At 62.7% G+C, this 16,534-nt stretch carries 12 protein-coding genes; all 12 read right to left on the bottom strand.

The window, feature by feature from the left end:
- Position 1: 1 nt before the first annotated feature.
- Positions 2–3,160, bottom strand: a complete 3,159-nt coding sequence (locus tag AABA48_RS01250; protein WP_286351746.1) for an efflux RND transporter permease subunit — start codon at positions 3,158–3,160, stop codon at positions 2–4.
- A 73-nt stretch (positions 3,161–3,233) separates the two neighbouring features.
- Positions 3,234–4,436: an efflux RND transporter periplasmic adaptor subunit gene (locus AABA48_RS01245; RefSeq protein WP_286351745.1), complete on the bottom strand. Its 1,203-nt coding sequence runs from the start codon at positions 4,434–4,436 to the stop codon at positions 3,234–3,236.
- A gap of 17 nt (positions 4,437–4,453) precedes the next feature.
- Complete coding sequence (locus AABA48_RS01240; RefSeq protein WP_286351744.1) at positions 4,454–4,624, bottom strand: hypothetical protein; 171 nt, start codon at positions 4,622–4,624, stop codon at positions 4,454–4,456.
- A gap of 41 nt (positions 4,625–4,665) precedes the next feature.
- Entirely contained in the window at positions 4,666–5,241 is a 576-nt protein-coding gene (locus tag AABA48_RS01235; RefSeq protein ID WP_286351743.1) for a TetR/AcrR family transcriptional regulator, read from the bottom strand.
- Between the two features lie 121 nt (positions 5,242–5,362).
- Positions 5,363–6,892 (bottom strand): sigma-54-dependent transcriptional regulator, encoded by a 1,530-nt coding sequence (locus AABA48_RS01230; protein WP_286351742.1) that lies wholly within the window; start codon positions 6,890–6,892, stop codon positions 5,363–5,365.
- A gap of 135 nt (positions 6,893–7,027) precedes the next feature.
- Positions 7,028–8,683, bottom strand: coding sequence for a GAF domain-containing sensor histidine kinase (locus AABA48_RS01225; protein ID WP_286351741.1), 1,656 nt, complete (start codon positions 8,681–8,683; stop codon positions 7,028–7,030).
- 12 nt (positions 8,684–8,695) lie between these two features.
- Entirely contained in the window at positions 8,696–9,844 is a 1,149-nt protein-coding gene (locus tag AABA48_RS01220; protein ID WP_286351740.1) for an iron-containing alcohol dehydrogenase, read from the bottom strand.
- A 343-nt stretch (positions 9,845–10,187) separates the two neighbouring features.
- Positions 10,188–10,397 (bottom strand): hypothetical protein, encoded by a 210-nt coding sequence (locus AABA48_RS01215; RefSeq protein ID WP_192905481.1) that lies wholly within the window; start codon positions 10,395–10,397, stop codon positions 10,188–10,190.
- 157 nt (positions 10,398–10,554) lie between these two features.
- Positions 10,555–11,961 carry an NADPH-dependent glutamate synthase gene (gltA, locus tag AABA48_RS01210; RefSeq protein ID WP_192905480.1) on the bottom strand — a complete coding sequence of 469 codons (1,407 nt, stop codon included), beginning with the start codon at positions 11,959–11,961 and terminating at the stop codon, positions 10,555–10,557.
- Positions 11,954–12,808 (bottom strand): sulfide/dihydroorotate dehydrogenase-like FAD/NAD-binding protein, encoded by an 855-nt coding sequence (locus tag AABA48_RS01205; protein WP_338270821.1) that lies wholly within the window; start codon positions 12,806–12,808, stop codon positions 11,954–11,956. Before AABA48_RS01205 ends, gltA begins: the two co-directional genes overlap by 8 nt.
- 365 nt (positions 12,809–13,173) lie before the next feature.
- On the bottom strand, positions 13,174–14,514 hold the full coding sequence (locus AABA48_RS01200; RefSeq protein WP_192905478.1) for a radical SAM/SPASM family putative metalloenzyme maturase: 1,341 nt from the start codon (positions 14,512–14,514) through the stop codon (positions 13,174–13,176).
- A 41-nt stretch (positions 14,515–14,555) separates the two neighbouring features.
- Entirely contained in the window at positions 14,556–16,532 is a 1,977-nt protein-coding gene (locus tag AABA48_RS01195) for a (Fe-S)-binding protein (protein ID WP_286351739.1), read from the bottom strand.
- Positions 16,533–16,534: the final 2 nt, after the last annotated feature.

Here is a 16,534-nt window from a genome sequence, read left to right as displayed (position 1 = left end):
CTTAGTGCACCTCCGGTGTTGCCGCAGCAGTCGACGTGGCGGCAGACTGCTTTCGGGCAAAGATCTTCGACACCAGAACAAAGAAGAACGGAATGAAAATCAGGTCAATGAAGGTGGCCGAGAGAAGACCACCGGTGACGGCCGTTCCGATGGCGTTCTGGGCCGCAGCCCCGGCCCCCTTGGTGAGGGCCAGCGGCAGGGTGCCGAAGAAGAATGCCAGCGAAGTCATGATGACCGGCCGCAACCGTATCTTCACCGCCAGAAGGGTGGCCTCCACCAGATCATGCCCGTGATGCAGCTGGTCCTTGATGAACTGGATGATCAGAATGGCGTTTTTGGTGGAAAGGCCCACGGTGGTCAGAAGGCCAATCTGGAGATAGACGTCGTTCGGCAGTCCCCGCATAGTAACGGCGGTCACCGCGCCCACCAGGCCGAGGGGAAGCATCAGCAGGTTGACGAAGGGGATCGTCCAGCTTTCGTAGAGGGCGGCCACGGCCAGGAACACCACCAGCAGCGAGATGGCGTAGAGTGCCGGAGCCTGGGCGCCTGCCTGTTTCTCCTCATAGGAAAGACCGGTCCATTCATAGCCGATGCCCGCAGGCAGCTGAGCCGCCATCTTCTCCATTTCGGCCATGGCCTCGCCGGTGCTCACCCCCGGCGCGGCCTGGCCCATGATCTCCACGGACGGAATACCGTTATAGCGTTCCAGACGTGGTGAACCGTATTGCCAGTGGGCGGTGGCAAAGGCGGAGAACGGCACCATCTCCCCGTTGTTATTGCGTACATACCACTTGCCGATATCTTCCGGCAGCATGCGGTACCTTGCGTCGGCCTGGAGATAGACCTTCTTGACCCGCCCGTTCTCGATGAAGTCGTTCACGTAGGAACTGCCCCAGGCAGTTGAAAGAACTTCGTTGATACTGGTCTGCGACACGCCCAGCGCTCCGGCCCGCACATCATCGATATCAAGTTTGAACTGTGGGGAGTCATCCTGGCCGTTGGGACGAACCGCCATCAGCTTCGGATTCTTCATGGCCATACCTAACAGCTGGTTGCGAGCCTCCATCAGCTTGTCATGTCCCAGGCCGCTGCGGTCCTGCAGCATGAAGTCAAAGCCGTTGGCCTGCCCCAGCTCCACCACCGCCGGCGGTGAAAAAGCAAAGGCCATACCGTCTTTGATCTTCGAGAATGCCGCCATAGCCCTGCCGGCAACGGCCGGCGCCTTCATGTCGGGGGTCGGGCGCAGCTCCCAATCCTTCAGCTTGACGAAGGCGAGGCCCATGTTCTGGCCGCGACCGGCGAAGCTGAAGCCGGCCACGGTAATGATGGCCTCCACGGTCTTTTTCTCCCGCTCAAGGAAATGGTGCTCAAGCTCCTCGATGACCTTGATGGTCCGCTCCTTGGTGGCTCCGGCGGGCAACTGGACCTGACAGATGATGAACCCCTGGTCCTCGTCCGGCAGGAAGGCCGTCGGCAGCCGCAGGAAGAAGAACACCATGGCCGCCACGATGCCGCCGTAAACCACCAGGTACCGGACCGGCTTGCCGAAGGAGCGGCCAACGAGCCCTTCGTATTTCTCCCGTGCCCAGTCGAACCCCCTGTTGAAGTGGCGGAAGAACTGGCAGAACCAGCCGCATTCACCCGGGGTATGTCCCTTTTCTACCGGCTTGAGCAAGGTGGAGCAGAGGGCCGGCGTCAGTATCTGGGCCACCAGTACCGACAGGATCATGGCCGAGATGATGGTGATCGAGAACTGACGGTAAATAACGCCGGTGGAGCCGCCGAAGAAGGCCATGGGAAGGAAGACGGCCGACAGCACGGTGGCGATTCCCCAAAGAGCGCTGGTGATCTGCCCCATGGACTTGATGGTGGCGTCGTGGGGAGAGAGCCCCTCCTCGGACATGATCCGTTCCACGTTCTCCACCACGACGATGGCGTCGTCCACCAGCAGGCCGATGACGATGACCAGCGCGAACATGGTCAGGGTGTTGATGGAGAATCCTGCGGCCGCCAGCACCCCCATGGTCCCCAGGAGAACAACCGGCACGGCGATGGTCGGAATAAGAGTCGCCCGGATGTTCTGCAGGAACAGGAACATGATGATGAAGACCAGGAAGACGGCCTCAACCAGGGTCTTGACCACCTCCTTGATGGAGATCTTCACAAAGGGGGTGGTGTCGTAGGGATAGACAACCTTCATGCCGGCGGGGAAGTAGCGGGAGAGCTCCTCCATCTTGGCCTTGACCCGCTCACCCGTATCCAGCGCGTTGGCGCCGGCCGCCAGCCTGATCGCCATGCCGCCCAGCGGTTTTCCCTTGTAGCGGGCTTCGATATCGTAATTCTCGGTACCGACCTTGGCCTCGGCCACGTCTTTCAGCTTGACCGTGGAGCCGTCGGGGTTCGTACGCAGGATGATGTTGTTAAACTGCTCCGGAGTCTGGAGCAGGGTGCGGGCGGTGATAGTTGCATTCAGCTGCTGCCCGTGGACGGCAGGGCTGCCGCCGAACTGGCCGGCCGAAACCTGGGCGTTCTGCGCCTGAATCGCTGCAATTACATCATTGGTGGTCAGATGAAAATTGTTCAGCTTGGCAGGATCCAGCCAGATCCGCATGGCGTTCTGGGAGCCGAAGACCGTTACCTCGCCCACCCCTTCGGTGCGGCTGATGATATCCTGAACGTTTGAGACCAGGTAGTCGGTCAGGGTATCGCGCGTCAACGAACCGTCTTCCGAAACCAGGCCGACGATCATCAGGAAGTTCTTGGTGGACTTAACCACCTGGATCCCCTGCCGCTGAACGATCTGGGGGAGAAGCGGCGTGGCCAGCTGCAGCTTGTTCTGCACCTGAACCTGGGCGATATTGGGATCGGTGCCGGCCTTGAAGGTCAGGTTGATGGCCACGGCCCCGGCCGAGTCGCTGGTGGATGACATGTAGATCAGGTTGTCGATGCCGTTCAGCTTCTGCTCGATGACCTGGGTAACCGTATCCTGCACCGTCTGGGCCGAAGCCCCCGGATACATGGCGTTAATGGTGATCTGGGGCGGCGCGATGGGCGGATACTGGGAAACCGGCAAGGTCTTGATGGCCAAAAGCCCCCCCAGCATGACCATGATGGAGATAACCCAGGCAAAAATTGGTCTGTTTATGAAAAAGCGGGACATGAAAGGAGCTCCTTAATGCGTATTCCCCCGTGGAAACAGGGAGGCGAGGCCTTAGGATCGCAACGCAGACAGCCTATTTTTTGGCACTCGCCGCCTGACTCGCTGCCGCGGGGGCAGCAGCCTCCGGCTTTGCCCCGAACGGTACGGCTTTCACCTGTGTGCCCGGCCGTGCCTTCTGGATTCCCTCCAGGATGACCCGGTCGCCGGCTTTCAGGCCGTCGCTCACCAGCCAGTTCTCCCCCACGGTCCGGACGACCTTGATGATCCGCGGCTCCACCTTCTCCTCGGCCCCCACCACCAGGACCATGGCCTCACCTTGGGGATTGCGGGTCACACCCCGCTGCGGAACCAGCATCGCCTGGTCGCTCACCCCCTCTTCCACGATGGCGCGCACGAACATGCCGGGGAGCAGGGTCTGCTTCGGGTTGGGGAAAACCGCCCGCAGGGTGATTGAGCCGGTGCTCTGGTCAACGGTCACTTCCGAAAACTTCAGCGTTCCCGGCAACGGATAGGGGCTGCCGTCTTCCAGCAGGAGCTTGACCTTGGCCTGGGCCGCGGCGTTGTCCTTCATAATGCCGCTGGCCAGGTTCTGCTTCAGCTTCAGCAACTCGGCGCTGGACTGGGTGACATCCACATAGATAGGGCTGAGCTGCTGGATGGTGGCCAGGGCCGTGGCCTGATTGGCGGTCACCAGCGCCCCGTCGGTGATGGCCGAGCGGCCGATGCGGCCGGAGATGGGGGCGGTCACCTTTGTGTAGGCCAGATTGATCCTGGCCGTCTCCACCGCAGCCTTGGCGGAGGCCACGTCGGCTTCGGCCTGTTTGAGAGCGGCATTGGCGTCGTCATAGTCCTGCTGGCTCACGGCTTTGATCTTGACCAGGTCACGGAAGCGCTCTTCCTTCAGCCGTGCCGGTATGAGATTGGCCTCGGCCCGGGCAAGGGCTGCCTTGGCACTGGCAAAGGCAGCCTGGTACGTGGCCGGGTCAATCTGGTAGAGGACCTGCCCCGCCTTCACGTCGGAACCTTCGACAAACAGGCGCTTCTGGATGATCCCGCTTACCTGGGGGCGAACTTCGGCAATCAGAAGCGGCGACGTCCGGCCCGGCAGCTCCGTGGTCAGGGCAACGCGCTCAGGCTTGACAACGATCACCCCCACTTCGGGAGGGCCGCTGGCAGGGGGAGCTGCCGCGTTCTTCTTGCCGCAACCGGCCATCATTATCCCGACCGCAAGAAGTCCCGCTACGGCCATCAGTCGTGTTCTGTACATGGGTTGCATACACACCTCGATACTGTTCATAAATTGCCGGCCACACGGCCAGTTACTTGTTTTTCCCAAAAAAAACGATAATGGCCGTAAGTGCCCAGACCGCCATGGTTGCCACGATAAACAGAGTCATACGCGTCATTCCCTTTCAGCGGATTCGCCCCATGAACAGCGTCCTCCACCGCGTCAAGAATGAACATTCATTCCGCAGTCAATCAACGACAGGAGATCGCCGAGCCTCCTACCTTTTCACCGCATCCCAGCACGCCTCGATGGTGCGGGCAATAAGGGCGTCGTCCAGTTCGATGAAACCGAGGATGTGATCACGCGCGACGGCCAGGAGTGGACCAAAGGACAGGGCGAAGAAAATCGGCAGCGGAACGTCCTTCAGAACCTGCTGGGCAACCCCCTCTTTGAACAGCTCGTGGTAGACGTCACACCCTTCCCGTTCCCCCAGAAGCTTTTCCCGGCGGAACGCCACCCCGTAAGGAGAATTGTGGAATTGCTCCAGATAGCGAAAATCAAGAGGATTTTTGATAAAATAGCGGAGAAGCGCCGTGCCGAGATGGAGAAACCGCCCCCTGAACGCTTTCAACTCCACATACCCCTCCGTAATGACGGGGTAGATTCTCTCTTCCAGCCCCCGATACAGTTCATTAATCAGCACGTCCTTGTTCTCGAAATACCGGTAGATCGTGCCGGCCCCCACCCCTGCACGCTCTGCGATGAGCGCCATGGGAGCACCGTGAAAGCCGTGCTCTGCGATAAGCTCAAGGGCCGCCCGGACAATCTCGTCCCGTCTTTCCGGCTTGGTCATACGCACCTCTCTATAATCGGAATGAACGTTCATTCCAAAATATAAAAAACGGGTTTGGATGTCCAGCATTTTTTCCAAACCCTTTGTCGCTAGAGAGCGTGACAAGCGCGGCGGAAGCCGCTCAGGAGCCGGCCAGATCGAACTGTTTGATTTTTCTGTAGAGGGTGTTCCTGCCGATACCGAGGACTTTCGCCGTCTCCGTTATGTTCCACCGGTACTGCTCCAGCGCCCGCCGGATGGTTTCCTCTTCAGTATCCTTGAGACATGGGGGGGCGGGAGGTGCCATCCCCCTCTCCCGCATGGCCGAGATCAGCCTGGTTTCCAAGGCGTGCAGTGAATCGAGCATGGTCTTCAACTCATCCGGATTCATCGTCCGCACATCGGGGATAGAGAGCGTGCGCCCAGGGAGATGCTCCTGGGAAAGGACACCAGCCGACGGTTCGTCTCCGCCGACCGGCGGCGATATGTTGTCGGCTGCATCGGCTCCGTTCACCAGCGTGCTCCCCAAGTGGTCAGGCATTATGGTGTCGCCGCTGCACATAACCACGGCACGCCGCATAACGTTGGCAAGCTGGCGTATGTTGCCCGGCCAGCCGTACCCCTGCAGGAGGCGCAACGCCTCGGGTGAAATCCGGAAATCAGGATTGAGCTGCCGGACAAAGTGCTCCGCAAGTTGGGGGATGTCTTCAAGGCGGGAGCGCAGCGGTGGAATTTCGAGCCGTACCACGTTGAGCCGGTAGTACAGGTCCTCGCGGAACGTTTTCTCACGAATGGCCTGCTCCAGATCGACATTGGTCGCAGCGATGACCCGCACGTCGGTCTTGATCGGCTTTTCACCACCGACGCGCATGAATTCGCCGGTCTCCAGCACCCGCAGCAGCTTTACCTGGATCTGCGGGCTGGCGTCACCGATCTCGTCGAGAAACAGCGTCCCGTGGTTGGCCAACTCGAAAATGCCGCGGCGGGGCTGGTTGGCGCCGGTGAAAGCCCCCTTCTCGTGACCGAACAACTCACTCTCCAGAAGGTTTTCCGGCAGGGCGCCGCAGTTTACCGGGATGAACGCCTGGTCGGCCCGCCCGGAGGCGGCGTGGATGAAGCGGGCCAGAACTTCCTTACCGGTGCCGGTATTCCCCTGGATCAGGACAGTCACATTCTTGGCGGCAATTTTGTGGGCCACGGACACGAGCCGCCTCATGGCCGGCGAGGCGCCCACCCGGAAACCGACTGCCCGGGCCACGCCGGCCCACTCCTCCGCGTCGGCGCTTCCCTGCTGGAGGTTGAGGCCGTGGCTGGCGGCCTTTTCAACCAGAGCCTCTATCTCATCGATGTCTTCGAAGGGCTTTTCCAGGTACTCGTATGCCCCGAGTTGCATCGCCGTGACGGCCGTCTTGATGGTGCTGTAACCGGTCATGATGATGACTTCGCAGGAAGGCTGCCGGGCCTTGATCGCCTTCAGAAGGGTCAGACCGTCGGTATCCGGCAGCTTAAGGTCCACCATGGCCACGTTGAAACTGTTTTCTCCGATGGCCCGCAGGGCGTCCGGCTCGTTCGATGCGGTGACGACCCCGTACCCTTTTCGCGCCAGCAGGCGGCGGAAAAAAGTGCAGACATCCGCCTCATCGTCGATAATCAATACCTGTATCTGTGACATGATAACACTCCGCCATGGGTTTCTTGAGCATGATCCGGCTGCTCACCCCCCTGCTCGCGTTGCTCGCTTCTCCCCTACCTTGTAGGGGGGGGACTGAGGGGGGTCCGTTAATGTCAAAAAATATGAATAAAATTCTTACTGCTCGACGGGAAGGAGCAGCGAGAACGTGCTCCCCTCCCCCTGCTTGCTCTCCACCTCAATGGTTCCGTTATGGGACTCGGCAATACCCAGGCTTACCGAAAGGCCGAGCCCGGTCCCCTTGGTCGCTTCCTTGCTCGTGTAAAACGGGGTGAAGATCTTGGACAGGTTCTCCGGCGCGATGCCGGTGCCATTGTCCTTCACGCTGAGAACTGCCCAGCTCTTTCCATGCTTGACCAGCAGCGAAGTGGCCACCGTGATGACTTTTTCCCTGCGCTCCACATCACCCAGGGCATCCCGGGCGTTGATCAGGAAGTTGGTCAATACTTGCTGGATCTGGGGACCGTTGGCGGTGAGCCGGGGGAGAAAGGGGGCCAGCTGTTCGACGATCCTGATCTGGCTCCGGTTTATCTGGTACTGGATCATGCTGAGCACCCGCTCAACCTCGGCATTGAGGTCGATATCCATCACCGGCGGCTGGTTCTGCCGCGAAAAGGTCAGCAGGTTCTGGATGATCCGTTTGCAGCGAATGCCGGAATTGACAATATCTTCCAGCACCTCTGCCCTGTCGTACTGGCCATCCTGCTGGAGATCCCTGGCCAGCAGCTGGGCCGTGCCGATGATGACCGTCATGGGGCTGTTCAGCTCGTGGGCGACCCCGGCCGCCATCTCCCCCAGTGCCGCCAGCTTCGCCGTCTGCACCAGCTGAGCCTCCATCTTGGTCTTGTCGGTGACATCCTTGATGATGATCGTCACCGCCGAGAGCTGCTTCTCTTCGTTGAGCACCGGGTAGTAGGAAAGGTCGAGAATCAGCCCCGTGTCGGTCTGCCAGCGCTGGAAAACCGGCTTCAGGGTCCGCTGGACCTCCTTGATGGGGCAGTTATCGCAGGGATGGGTCCGGCCGTGGAGCCTGGCAAAACACTTGTTGCTCACCGCCTGGTTCCAGAACCCGCTCATGGCCGGCGGAAGCCGGTTGTTGTGGAGCAGCACGTTGTAATCAGTATCGATCAGGAAAATCGGGTCGGTGACCGCCAGGAAGGTCTCTTCCCACTCCTTCTTGGCCCGGGAAACCTGTTTGTAGAGACGGGCATTCTGGATGCTGATGGACAACTGGTCGGCCAGATGCTGCACAAAGCTCAGATCCGACTCATTGTAGGCCCCGTCGACAATGCTGGCGACGATGAGGGCGCCGATCACCTCGTCCCGCTTGAACATGGGGGCAACCGCCAGGGCCCGGAGCGGTCCCGGATAGCGGGGATTGATCTGGACATGGCTCAGCTCTTCGGCTGTCTGGTTGAAGATGCCGGCCTTTTTGTCCCGGATGACATTCAACGTGGGGGAATGGGCGGGAAAGTTGTCAATCCGGCAGAAATCCTTCGGCATCAGGGCCTTGAGCCGCAGCGCGCCGTTGCGAAGCGTCACCAGGCCGAGAAAATCACAGGGAAGGGTCTGGGGAAACTTGGTGAAAGCCCGTTCCAGGATATCCTCAATGGACATGTCGATGTTGATGTCCCGGGTGAGCTGCTGAAGGATCTCCAGGCGGCTGTTCTGCTTGAGGATCTCCTGGTTCCGTTTTTTCAGCTCGATATAGTAGTTGAGCTTGGAGGAGTCGACCCCGGTCAACTGCTCCAGCAGCTTTTCCCTGTTGTCCATGGCTCTCCCCGGTTACATCGCCTTGCGAAATATTATTTCGATGTCTTCCACCGTGGCGTTGCGCGGATTGGTCACCAGACAGGCATCGTTCAGGGCGTTGCGGCTCAAAAGCGGGATGAACTCCTCCCGCAGCCCCATGGCGCCGAGCCCCTTGGCGAGGCCGATATCGGCGATCAGCTCGCGGATCCCCTCGATGGCCAGCCGTGCCCCCGCCTCGGCACTGGTGTTGCGCACGTCCTTCCCCAGGGACCAGGCGATATGCTTGAAGCGCTCGGGGCAGGCCGGGAGGTTGAACTCCATGACATGCGGCAGGATCGAGGCGTTGGCCTCGCCGTGATGCTCGTCCAGGAGGCCGTCCACCTGGTGGGTCATGGCGTGGGTGGCGCCGAGGATGGCGTTGGAGAAGGCGATGCCGGCGGTGAGGCTCGCCATGGCCATATTGGTGTTCGCCTCCATGTCCTGGCGGTCGGCCACCGCTCGCCGCAGGTTGGCCGCAATGAGCTGGATCGCTTTGCAGGCGTGGATGTCGGTGAGGGGGGTCGCCGCCAGTGAGACGTAGGACTCGATGCCGTGGGTAAGGGCATCCATGCCCGTGGCGGCGGCCAGCTTGGCGTCCTTGGTCCTGAGGAGCTCCGGGTCGACGATGGCGATGTCAGGCACCAGGGACTTGGAGATGATGGACATCTTCAGCTTCCGCTCCGTGTCGACGATGATGGCGAACTGGCTCACCTCGGAACCGGCGCCCGCGGTGGACGGGACGATCACCATGGGGGGGAGCGGCCGGGAAATCTTGTTGATTCCCTCATAATCACGCAACTGGCCGCCGTTGCTGGCAAGGATGGCCACTGCCTTGGCCACGTCGGTGGGGCTGCCACCGCCAACGGCAACAATGGCGTCGCACCCCGAGGCCAGGTACCGTTGTGCTCCCTGCGTAACCTCGAAATCCTTGGGATTGGAGGTGAGGGACGAGTAGATTTCCGTTTCCAGGCCGACGGCGTGGAGGTAGTGCAGCGCCTGCTCCACCCATCCGGCATTAATCACATCCTCATCGCTGACCAGGAACACCTTGGAGGCGCCGATGCGGGCGGCGCTCTCCCCGATCTGGCTCAGGGAGCCCCGGCCGAAGATGATCTCCGGCGCCACAAACTTGCTGATATTCACACTGTCTCCTTTTGGAACCGGCCAGTTTTCCGCCGTCTCACGCCACCGACCGGCGAGAATGACACCGTATACAGGTGTATACGTCTGCAATTCCCGTGCAAAAGACATAAACCTGCCGTTTACGTCATATTGCGCCATAGTGGCCCGTTGCCGCTGTTCCATTTCGAAACAAAGGCTATCGTTCCATTTTAGCGCACTATGCTCCAAAATGGCACAAAGTTTGTTTTAAGGGGGACAGAGATGCAGATGCACCTACCGGCCGCAGCGGCTAATGCTGACGGAACGGCTGGGTGACTGTGCCAAGGTTTGTGGTTTGCACAAACGACTGCCCGATGAGGGAAAACTAGGGAAGGTGAATCAGGTCGCACCCGCGGCACTTTCCGTACCGCTGGGCCGGGAGGAAAAAGTTGATGGTGAGACAGTGGGGGCACTGCCAGAAATCGAAACGGGATACCTCCCGGCCGGCAAGGGTGCTGAACAGCCAGCGGTAGTAGGCATCCCAGTCGTACTTCGGAGGCTGCGCGGCCTGTTCAACCAGTTGCTCCAACAGCATGGGGGGCCTCCCTTTGTCGTCCGGCATTCAAGTGTACACCACAACTGCCGAGAGAAAAAACATTCATCACTCCCTGTCGGGTATTAATTCAATTAAAAAAGCCGCTCCCCCTGTCCGAAACAGAGTGGAGCGGCTTTTTGCGCGTAGAGAAACCGCGTCAGGCCAGATGCGCACCAATGGCCGCGGCGGCCCGCTTGCCGTCACCCATGGCGAGGATGACGGTGGCCCCGCCCCGCACCATATCGCCCCCCGCAAAGACGCCGGGGATGCTGGTGGCACCGTTCTCGTCCGCCACAATGTTTCCCCACCGGTTCAGGTCCAGGTCCGGGGCGGTGGCGGTGAGGAGCGGATTGGCCCGGGTGCCGACGGCGTTCACCACCACTTCGGCGGGGAGGTCGAAGTCGGAGCCTTCGACCGGCACCGGCTTGCGGCGCCCGGAGTCGTCGGGCGGCCCCAGCTCCATCCGCCGGCAGCGGAGCGCCGCGACCCAGCCGTCCTCGGTGCCGACGATCTCCAGGGGCGCGGTGAGCATAACGAACTCGACCCCCTCCTCCTTGGCGTGCTTGATCTCCTCCACCCGGGCCGGCATCTCGGCCTCGCCGCGGCGGTAGACGATCATGGCCCTCTCGGCGCCGAGGCGACGGGCGGTGCGGACGCAGTCCATGGCGGTGTTGCCGCCGCCGATGACCGCCACCTGGCGCCCGGCGATGATCGGCGTTGGTGCATCGGGATTTCTACCCGCCTCCATGAGGTTCACCCGGGTCAGGAACTCGTTTGCCGAGTAGACCCCTTTGAGGTTCTCCCCCGGGATATTGAGCATGGTGGGGAGCCCGGCGCCGTTGGCGATGAAGACCGCGTCGAACTCCTCCCTGAGCTGCCCCAGGGTGAGGGTCTTGCCGACGATGACGTTGCACTCGATCTCCACTCCCATTTCGACGAGGCGGGAGACCTCCACGTCGATGATCTCCTTGGGGAGGCGAAACTCGGGGATGCCGTAGCGGAGCACCCCGCCGGTGTCGTGGAGCGCCTCGAAGATGGTTACCCCGTGCCCTGCCCGGGCCAGTTCGCCGGCGGCGGTGAGCCCGGCCGGGCCGCAGCCGACCACTGCCACCCGTTTGCCGGTGGCTGGCGGAAGCTCGACCTTCGCCAGCTTCTCCCGGTTGGCCATGGCCCAGTCGGCTACGAAGCGCTCCAGGTAGCCGATTGCCACCGGCTCCCCCTTCACCCCGCGGACGCACTTGGCCTCGCACTGGGTCTCCTGGGGGCAGACCCGCCCGCAGACCGCCGGCAGGGCGTTGTCACCCTGGAGGATACGGGCCGACTCGGGGAGATCCTCCGTCGCCAGGGCGTCCAGGAACTCGGGGATGGAGACCCCCACGGGGCACCCTTCCACACAGGGGCGGTGCTTGCACTGGATGCAGCGCTTCGCCTCCTGAACCGCGTCCTCCATCCCGAGCCCCCTGTTCACCTCCTCAAAGTTGCGGCTCCGGATTGTGGCGTCCAGCTCGGGCATGTGGACCCGGCCGAGAGCGAGCCGCTCCTTCATGCTGAGATCGTTAGCCATTGGCCACCTCCTTCGTGAGCCGGCACTCGGTGGCGGCATGGCGGGCCCGCTCCTCGAAGCTGCGGTAGGTGGTGAGCCGGTCGCTGAGACCGTCGAAATCCACCAGGTGGCCGTCGAACTCAGGCCCGTCAACGCAGGCGAACTTCGACTCTCCCCCCACCACCACGCGGCAGCCGCCGCACATGCCGGTGCCGTCGATCATGATGGGATTAAGGCTCACCACGGTCTCGATGCCGTGGGGACGGGTCAACTCCGCCACAGCCCGCATCATCGGCACCGGCCCAACGGCGAGCACCACCTTGGGCGCCTTGGCCGGGTCGGCGATGAGGTCAGCCAGCGCATGGGTGACGAAACCCTTGCGGCCGCGGCTCCCATCCTCGGTGGTGATGAGCACCTCAGCGGAAAAGGCCGCCAGCTCGTCGGCCAGGATGATGTACTGCTCGGAGCGGCCGCCGATAACCGTGGTCACCTGGTTCCCCGCCTCGGCCAGGGCCCGGGCCAGGGGGAAGAGGACCGCCGTGCCGACCCCGCCGCCGACACAGGCAACCCGGCCCCAGTTCCCGATGTGGGTCGCCTGCCCCAGGGGACCGGCCACGTCCCGGAGTGCCCCGCCCACGGGGATGTCGACGATCTTGCGGGTAGAGGCGCCGATGGCCTGGATGAAGAGGGTGACGGTCCCGGCGGCCGGGTCGGCGTCGCCGATGGTGAGAGGGATACGCTCGTCCCCCCGGTCGGCCCGGACGATGACGAACTGCCCGGGCTTGCGGGCGCCGGCCACGCGGGGCGCCTTCACCGTCAGCCGGTGGAGGTTCGGCGCCAGGATTTCGTTTTCGAGGATTTCGTACATGGATGAAACCTTTCAACCGTGGGATAGGGGCGGCGGAGCCGCCGCAGCTAGATTGAACGTCTTGATTCTCTTTGCCTCAGTTCCACCGGGGGTCGCCCGAGGGGGCCGGGGATTCTCCCGGAGAAAAAGTCTCGCCAAAAAGCAGGGTGCCGGTGCGACAGGAAATCGGCACTATGAGCTGCTCAAGTGAATCGGGGGGCGGAGGCGACGCTTGGGGTATTTTCGGAGTGAGAGTCCCGGGCCCCCTCTACAACCATCAGAAGCCAAATGTGACCACACAGAACTAAAACACAGATCGAAATGTAAACGAATTGCTTTCTCGTGAGTCCTTGACGGCCGCTGTTCCACTTCACTCCGCGTGCCGCTTACGACAGACACTGGAATATCCCCGCGCTCCAGAGGCAGCTCCCGCAGGGCTCGGCATTCACGTAGCAGTCCTGCTCGAAGTTATCGGCCTGCACGTAGTCGCAGGGGGCGAAGGCGCAGCCGGGGCAGTAGGGGTGGTCGTAGCGCAGCACATTCTCCCGGTAGCTGCGGAATTCGGCGCCGTTCCAGATATCGAGAACCCCCTTTTCGGCGAGGCTGCCGAAGCGCCGGGGCCGAACCGGATGGAGCCAGCCGTTGGCGTAGGAGCGACAGGAGTGCCAGAGGTAGTAGCAGGGATGCACCCAGCCATCCCAAGACACGAAGGCGCCACCCTGCTCCACGAAATCGCACCGCTTGCGCTCCCGAGGTACCGCCTCGGGAAGCCTCAGAGCCAGGCCCGTCGCCCGCGCCACCTCCCGCGCCTCCTCGAAGACCTCGACCACATCCTGGAGTCTGCCGTAATCCAGGGCAAGAAGCCTTCTGAGGTCGAGCATGATGCCGCGATTCTGGGCGTCGGCCCTGATCGCCTCCACGAAATTCACGATTCGCTGCTCCGCGGGAGTACGGTCGAACCGGAAGAGGAGCTCGAAATAGCGGCGGATCTCCACGCCGGCCAGTTCGGCCTTGTCCTTCCAGACGTGGAACAGGGAAAGGGCCTCGTCGGTGCAGAGGTCGTAGGCGCGCTGGTCCGTGTGGGACTCGCCATAGGGGAGGACGTGGGAGACCAGAGCATAGGTGACTCCCCGGGCAGCGGCCCAGCGGAGCGCCGCCGGCAGCTCCCGCAGGTTCTCGCGCATGAGGACGAACTCCACGCCGATCTCCAGGTCGGGCCTGCCGCACCCGGCCCGGGCGGAGGTGAGGGCCGAGAGGGCCCATTCCAGATCGTTCAGCTTACCCCCCTCGCGGATGGCCCGGAAGGTGTCGGGGGAGGCGCCGTCCATGGAGAGGCAGATCCGGTCGACTCCCGCATTGACCAGTGAAAGCGCCCGGATGGTGGTCATCAGGAGCCCGTTGCTCTGAAACCCGATCCAGCCGTGGGCCGGCATGAATTTGCGGGCCCGGGCGATGAACTGCTCCAGCCGGGGATTGAGGAGCGGCTCGCCGACCCCATTGAGGATGAGCGCCTCCAACCGGGGGAAGGCCGGTTCCAGGGCCGCGAAGGTCGACGGCTGCAGGTCGCCCTCGGTGATGCTGCAGCCGGGGGTCTGCTTCATGCACATGACGCATCCCAGGTTGCAGCGGCTGGTGGTCTCCACGAACAGCTTTGTTGGGTGCTCACGGAACGCGGGAGCGACGGCGGGGGGCTCCGCAGGGTAAATCGCCGGGGAGTTTGCTGACATGTGGTCTCCAGATCGGGATTAGATGATGTGACAGCAGCCGGTCAGGAAAACCGCAGCCCCTCGGCCACCACCTCGGCAATGTCCCGTACCCGGGTATCACCGGCCTGGCGGTCCTTGAGGCCGTCCTCCAGCATGGTCATGCAGTAGGGGCAGGTGACGCAGATGGTTTCGGGCGCCGCCCGGAGCGCCTCGTCGACCCGGCTGTGGTTGATGCGGCTCCCCAGTTGCTCCTCCATCCACATGCGCCCCCCGCCGGCGCCGCAGCAGAACGATTTCTCCCGGTTGCGGCCCAGTTCCTCCGCTGGCTCGCCGGTCACCCGGCGGATCACCTCACGGGGCGCCTCGTAGACGCCGTTGTGCCGTCCCAGGTAGCAGGAGTCGTGGAACACCACGGTGCCGAGACCGGCATACTCCCCCTCCAGGGAGAGCTTTCCGTCGGCCAGGAGCCCCAGGATGAACTCGGCGTGGGGGATCACCTCCAGCTCCAGGCCGTACTGGCGATAGTCATTTTTGAGCGTGGTGAAGCAGTGGGGGCACTGGGTAATCACCCTGGTCACCCCCCGCTCCCGGAAGAGCGCCACGTTCTCCCGGGCCATCCGGTCGAAGACGAACTCGTTGCCGAGCCGCCGGAGGCTGTCGCCGCAGCACGTTTCATCCTTCCCCAGGATTCCCCACGACACGCCGGCCCGGTCGAGAATCCGGGCGAGGGCCACGGTCACCTGCCTGCTCCGGGAATCAAAGGAGCCGGCGCATCCCACGTAGAGGAGATACTCGGTCTTGCCGGCTTCGAAGGGCTTCACCGCCATGTGGGAAGTCCACTTGGTCCGCTCCGTGGGGGCGATTCCCCACGGATTAGAGCGCCCTTCCATGTTCTCGAAGAGGTTCAGGAGTTCCTCGGGGAACCGGGCCTCCATCTCCACCAGGTGGCGCCGCATTCCTATCACCTTGGGCAGGTGCTCGATGAGAACCGGGCAGGCCGCCATGCAGGCGCCGCAGGAGGTACAGGACCAGATGGCCTCCTCGGCCACGCGCCCCTCCCCTTCCCCGCCGATGAGCGGCACCGTGGCCGCGCCGCCCCGCTTGAGGAGCGGCCCGTTGGCCAGGAGGTTCAGGCGGATAGCCTCCACGAGCCGCCGGGGGTTCAGGGGCTTGCCTGTGGTGGCGGCGGGGCAGAGCTCCTGGCACCGGCCGCACTTGGCGCAGGCAAAGGAGTCCAGGAGATCCGCACGGGAGAAGCGGTCCGCCTGCCCCGTGCCGAAGGCGGTCCCCTCCTCAAAGGCCTCCCGGGCCGGGATGCTGGGACCATCGGGCCGGCGGACGAAGCAGTTGGCAACGGCGGTGAAAACGTGAAGGTGCTTGCTGTAGGGAATGAGGACCGTGATGAAGGCGAGGAGCGCTACGGCGTGGGTCCACCAGGCAAGGAGACCGAACGCCTCGATCTGCCGGCTCTCCAGTATGCCGAGCACGGCCGCCATTGCCGACGACACCGGCATGACCGGGGCCGCGGCCTGGCGGTCCAGGGCGATGGCCGCGCCGTTCACCCCGAAAAAGCCGAGCATGTGTACGGCGACGAGGATGAGGATGGCATAGGCCTCCAGGCTCCTCCCCTCCGGATAGGGGGGTGCCAGGGTCCGACGCACGAGGGCCACGACCGCCGCACCGAGAGCCGCCAGGGATGCCAGGTCGCAGAGCCCCATGAAGGGGAGATGTACGGCGGCAGGCAGCCGCTCCAGGCTCAGGGAGGGGAAGACACCCGCGAGCATGAATTCGATGTTGGCCGCCAGGAGGATCATGAATGACCAGAAAATGACCAGGTGATTCAGGCCAAAGGGGCGGCTCAGGACCCGCTTCTGGGCGAAGGCGTAGAGGAGCATCTCCCGGAGCCCTTGCAGAAGATTCACACCGCGCCCGTCGGGGCGCCCCAGGGCAACGAGCCCGAGTCGGCGGTACATGCTCCAGCAGAAAACGAGGAGGGAGGCGATCAGAATCGGCGTAAAAATGGCGGCATTGGGCTGCATGC

Source organism: Geobacter sp. 60473, assembly GCF_036323535.1.
GTDB classification, from domain to species: domain Bacteria; phylum Desulfobacterota; class Desulfuromonadia; order Geobacterales; family Geobacteraceae; genus Geobacter; species Geobacter sulfurreducens.
The sequence above is the reverse complement of the archived record's forward strand: the minus strand, read 5'-3'. Positions and strand labels throughout refer to the sequence as shown.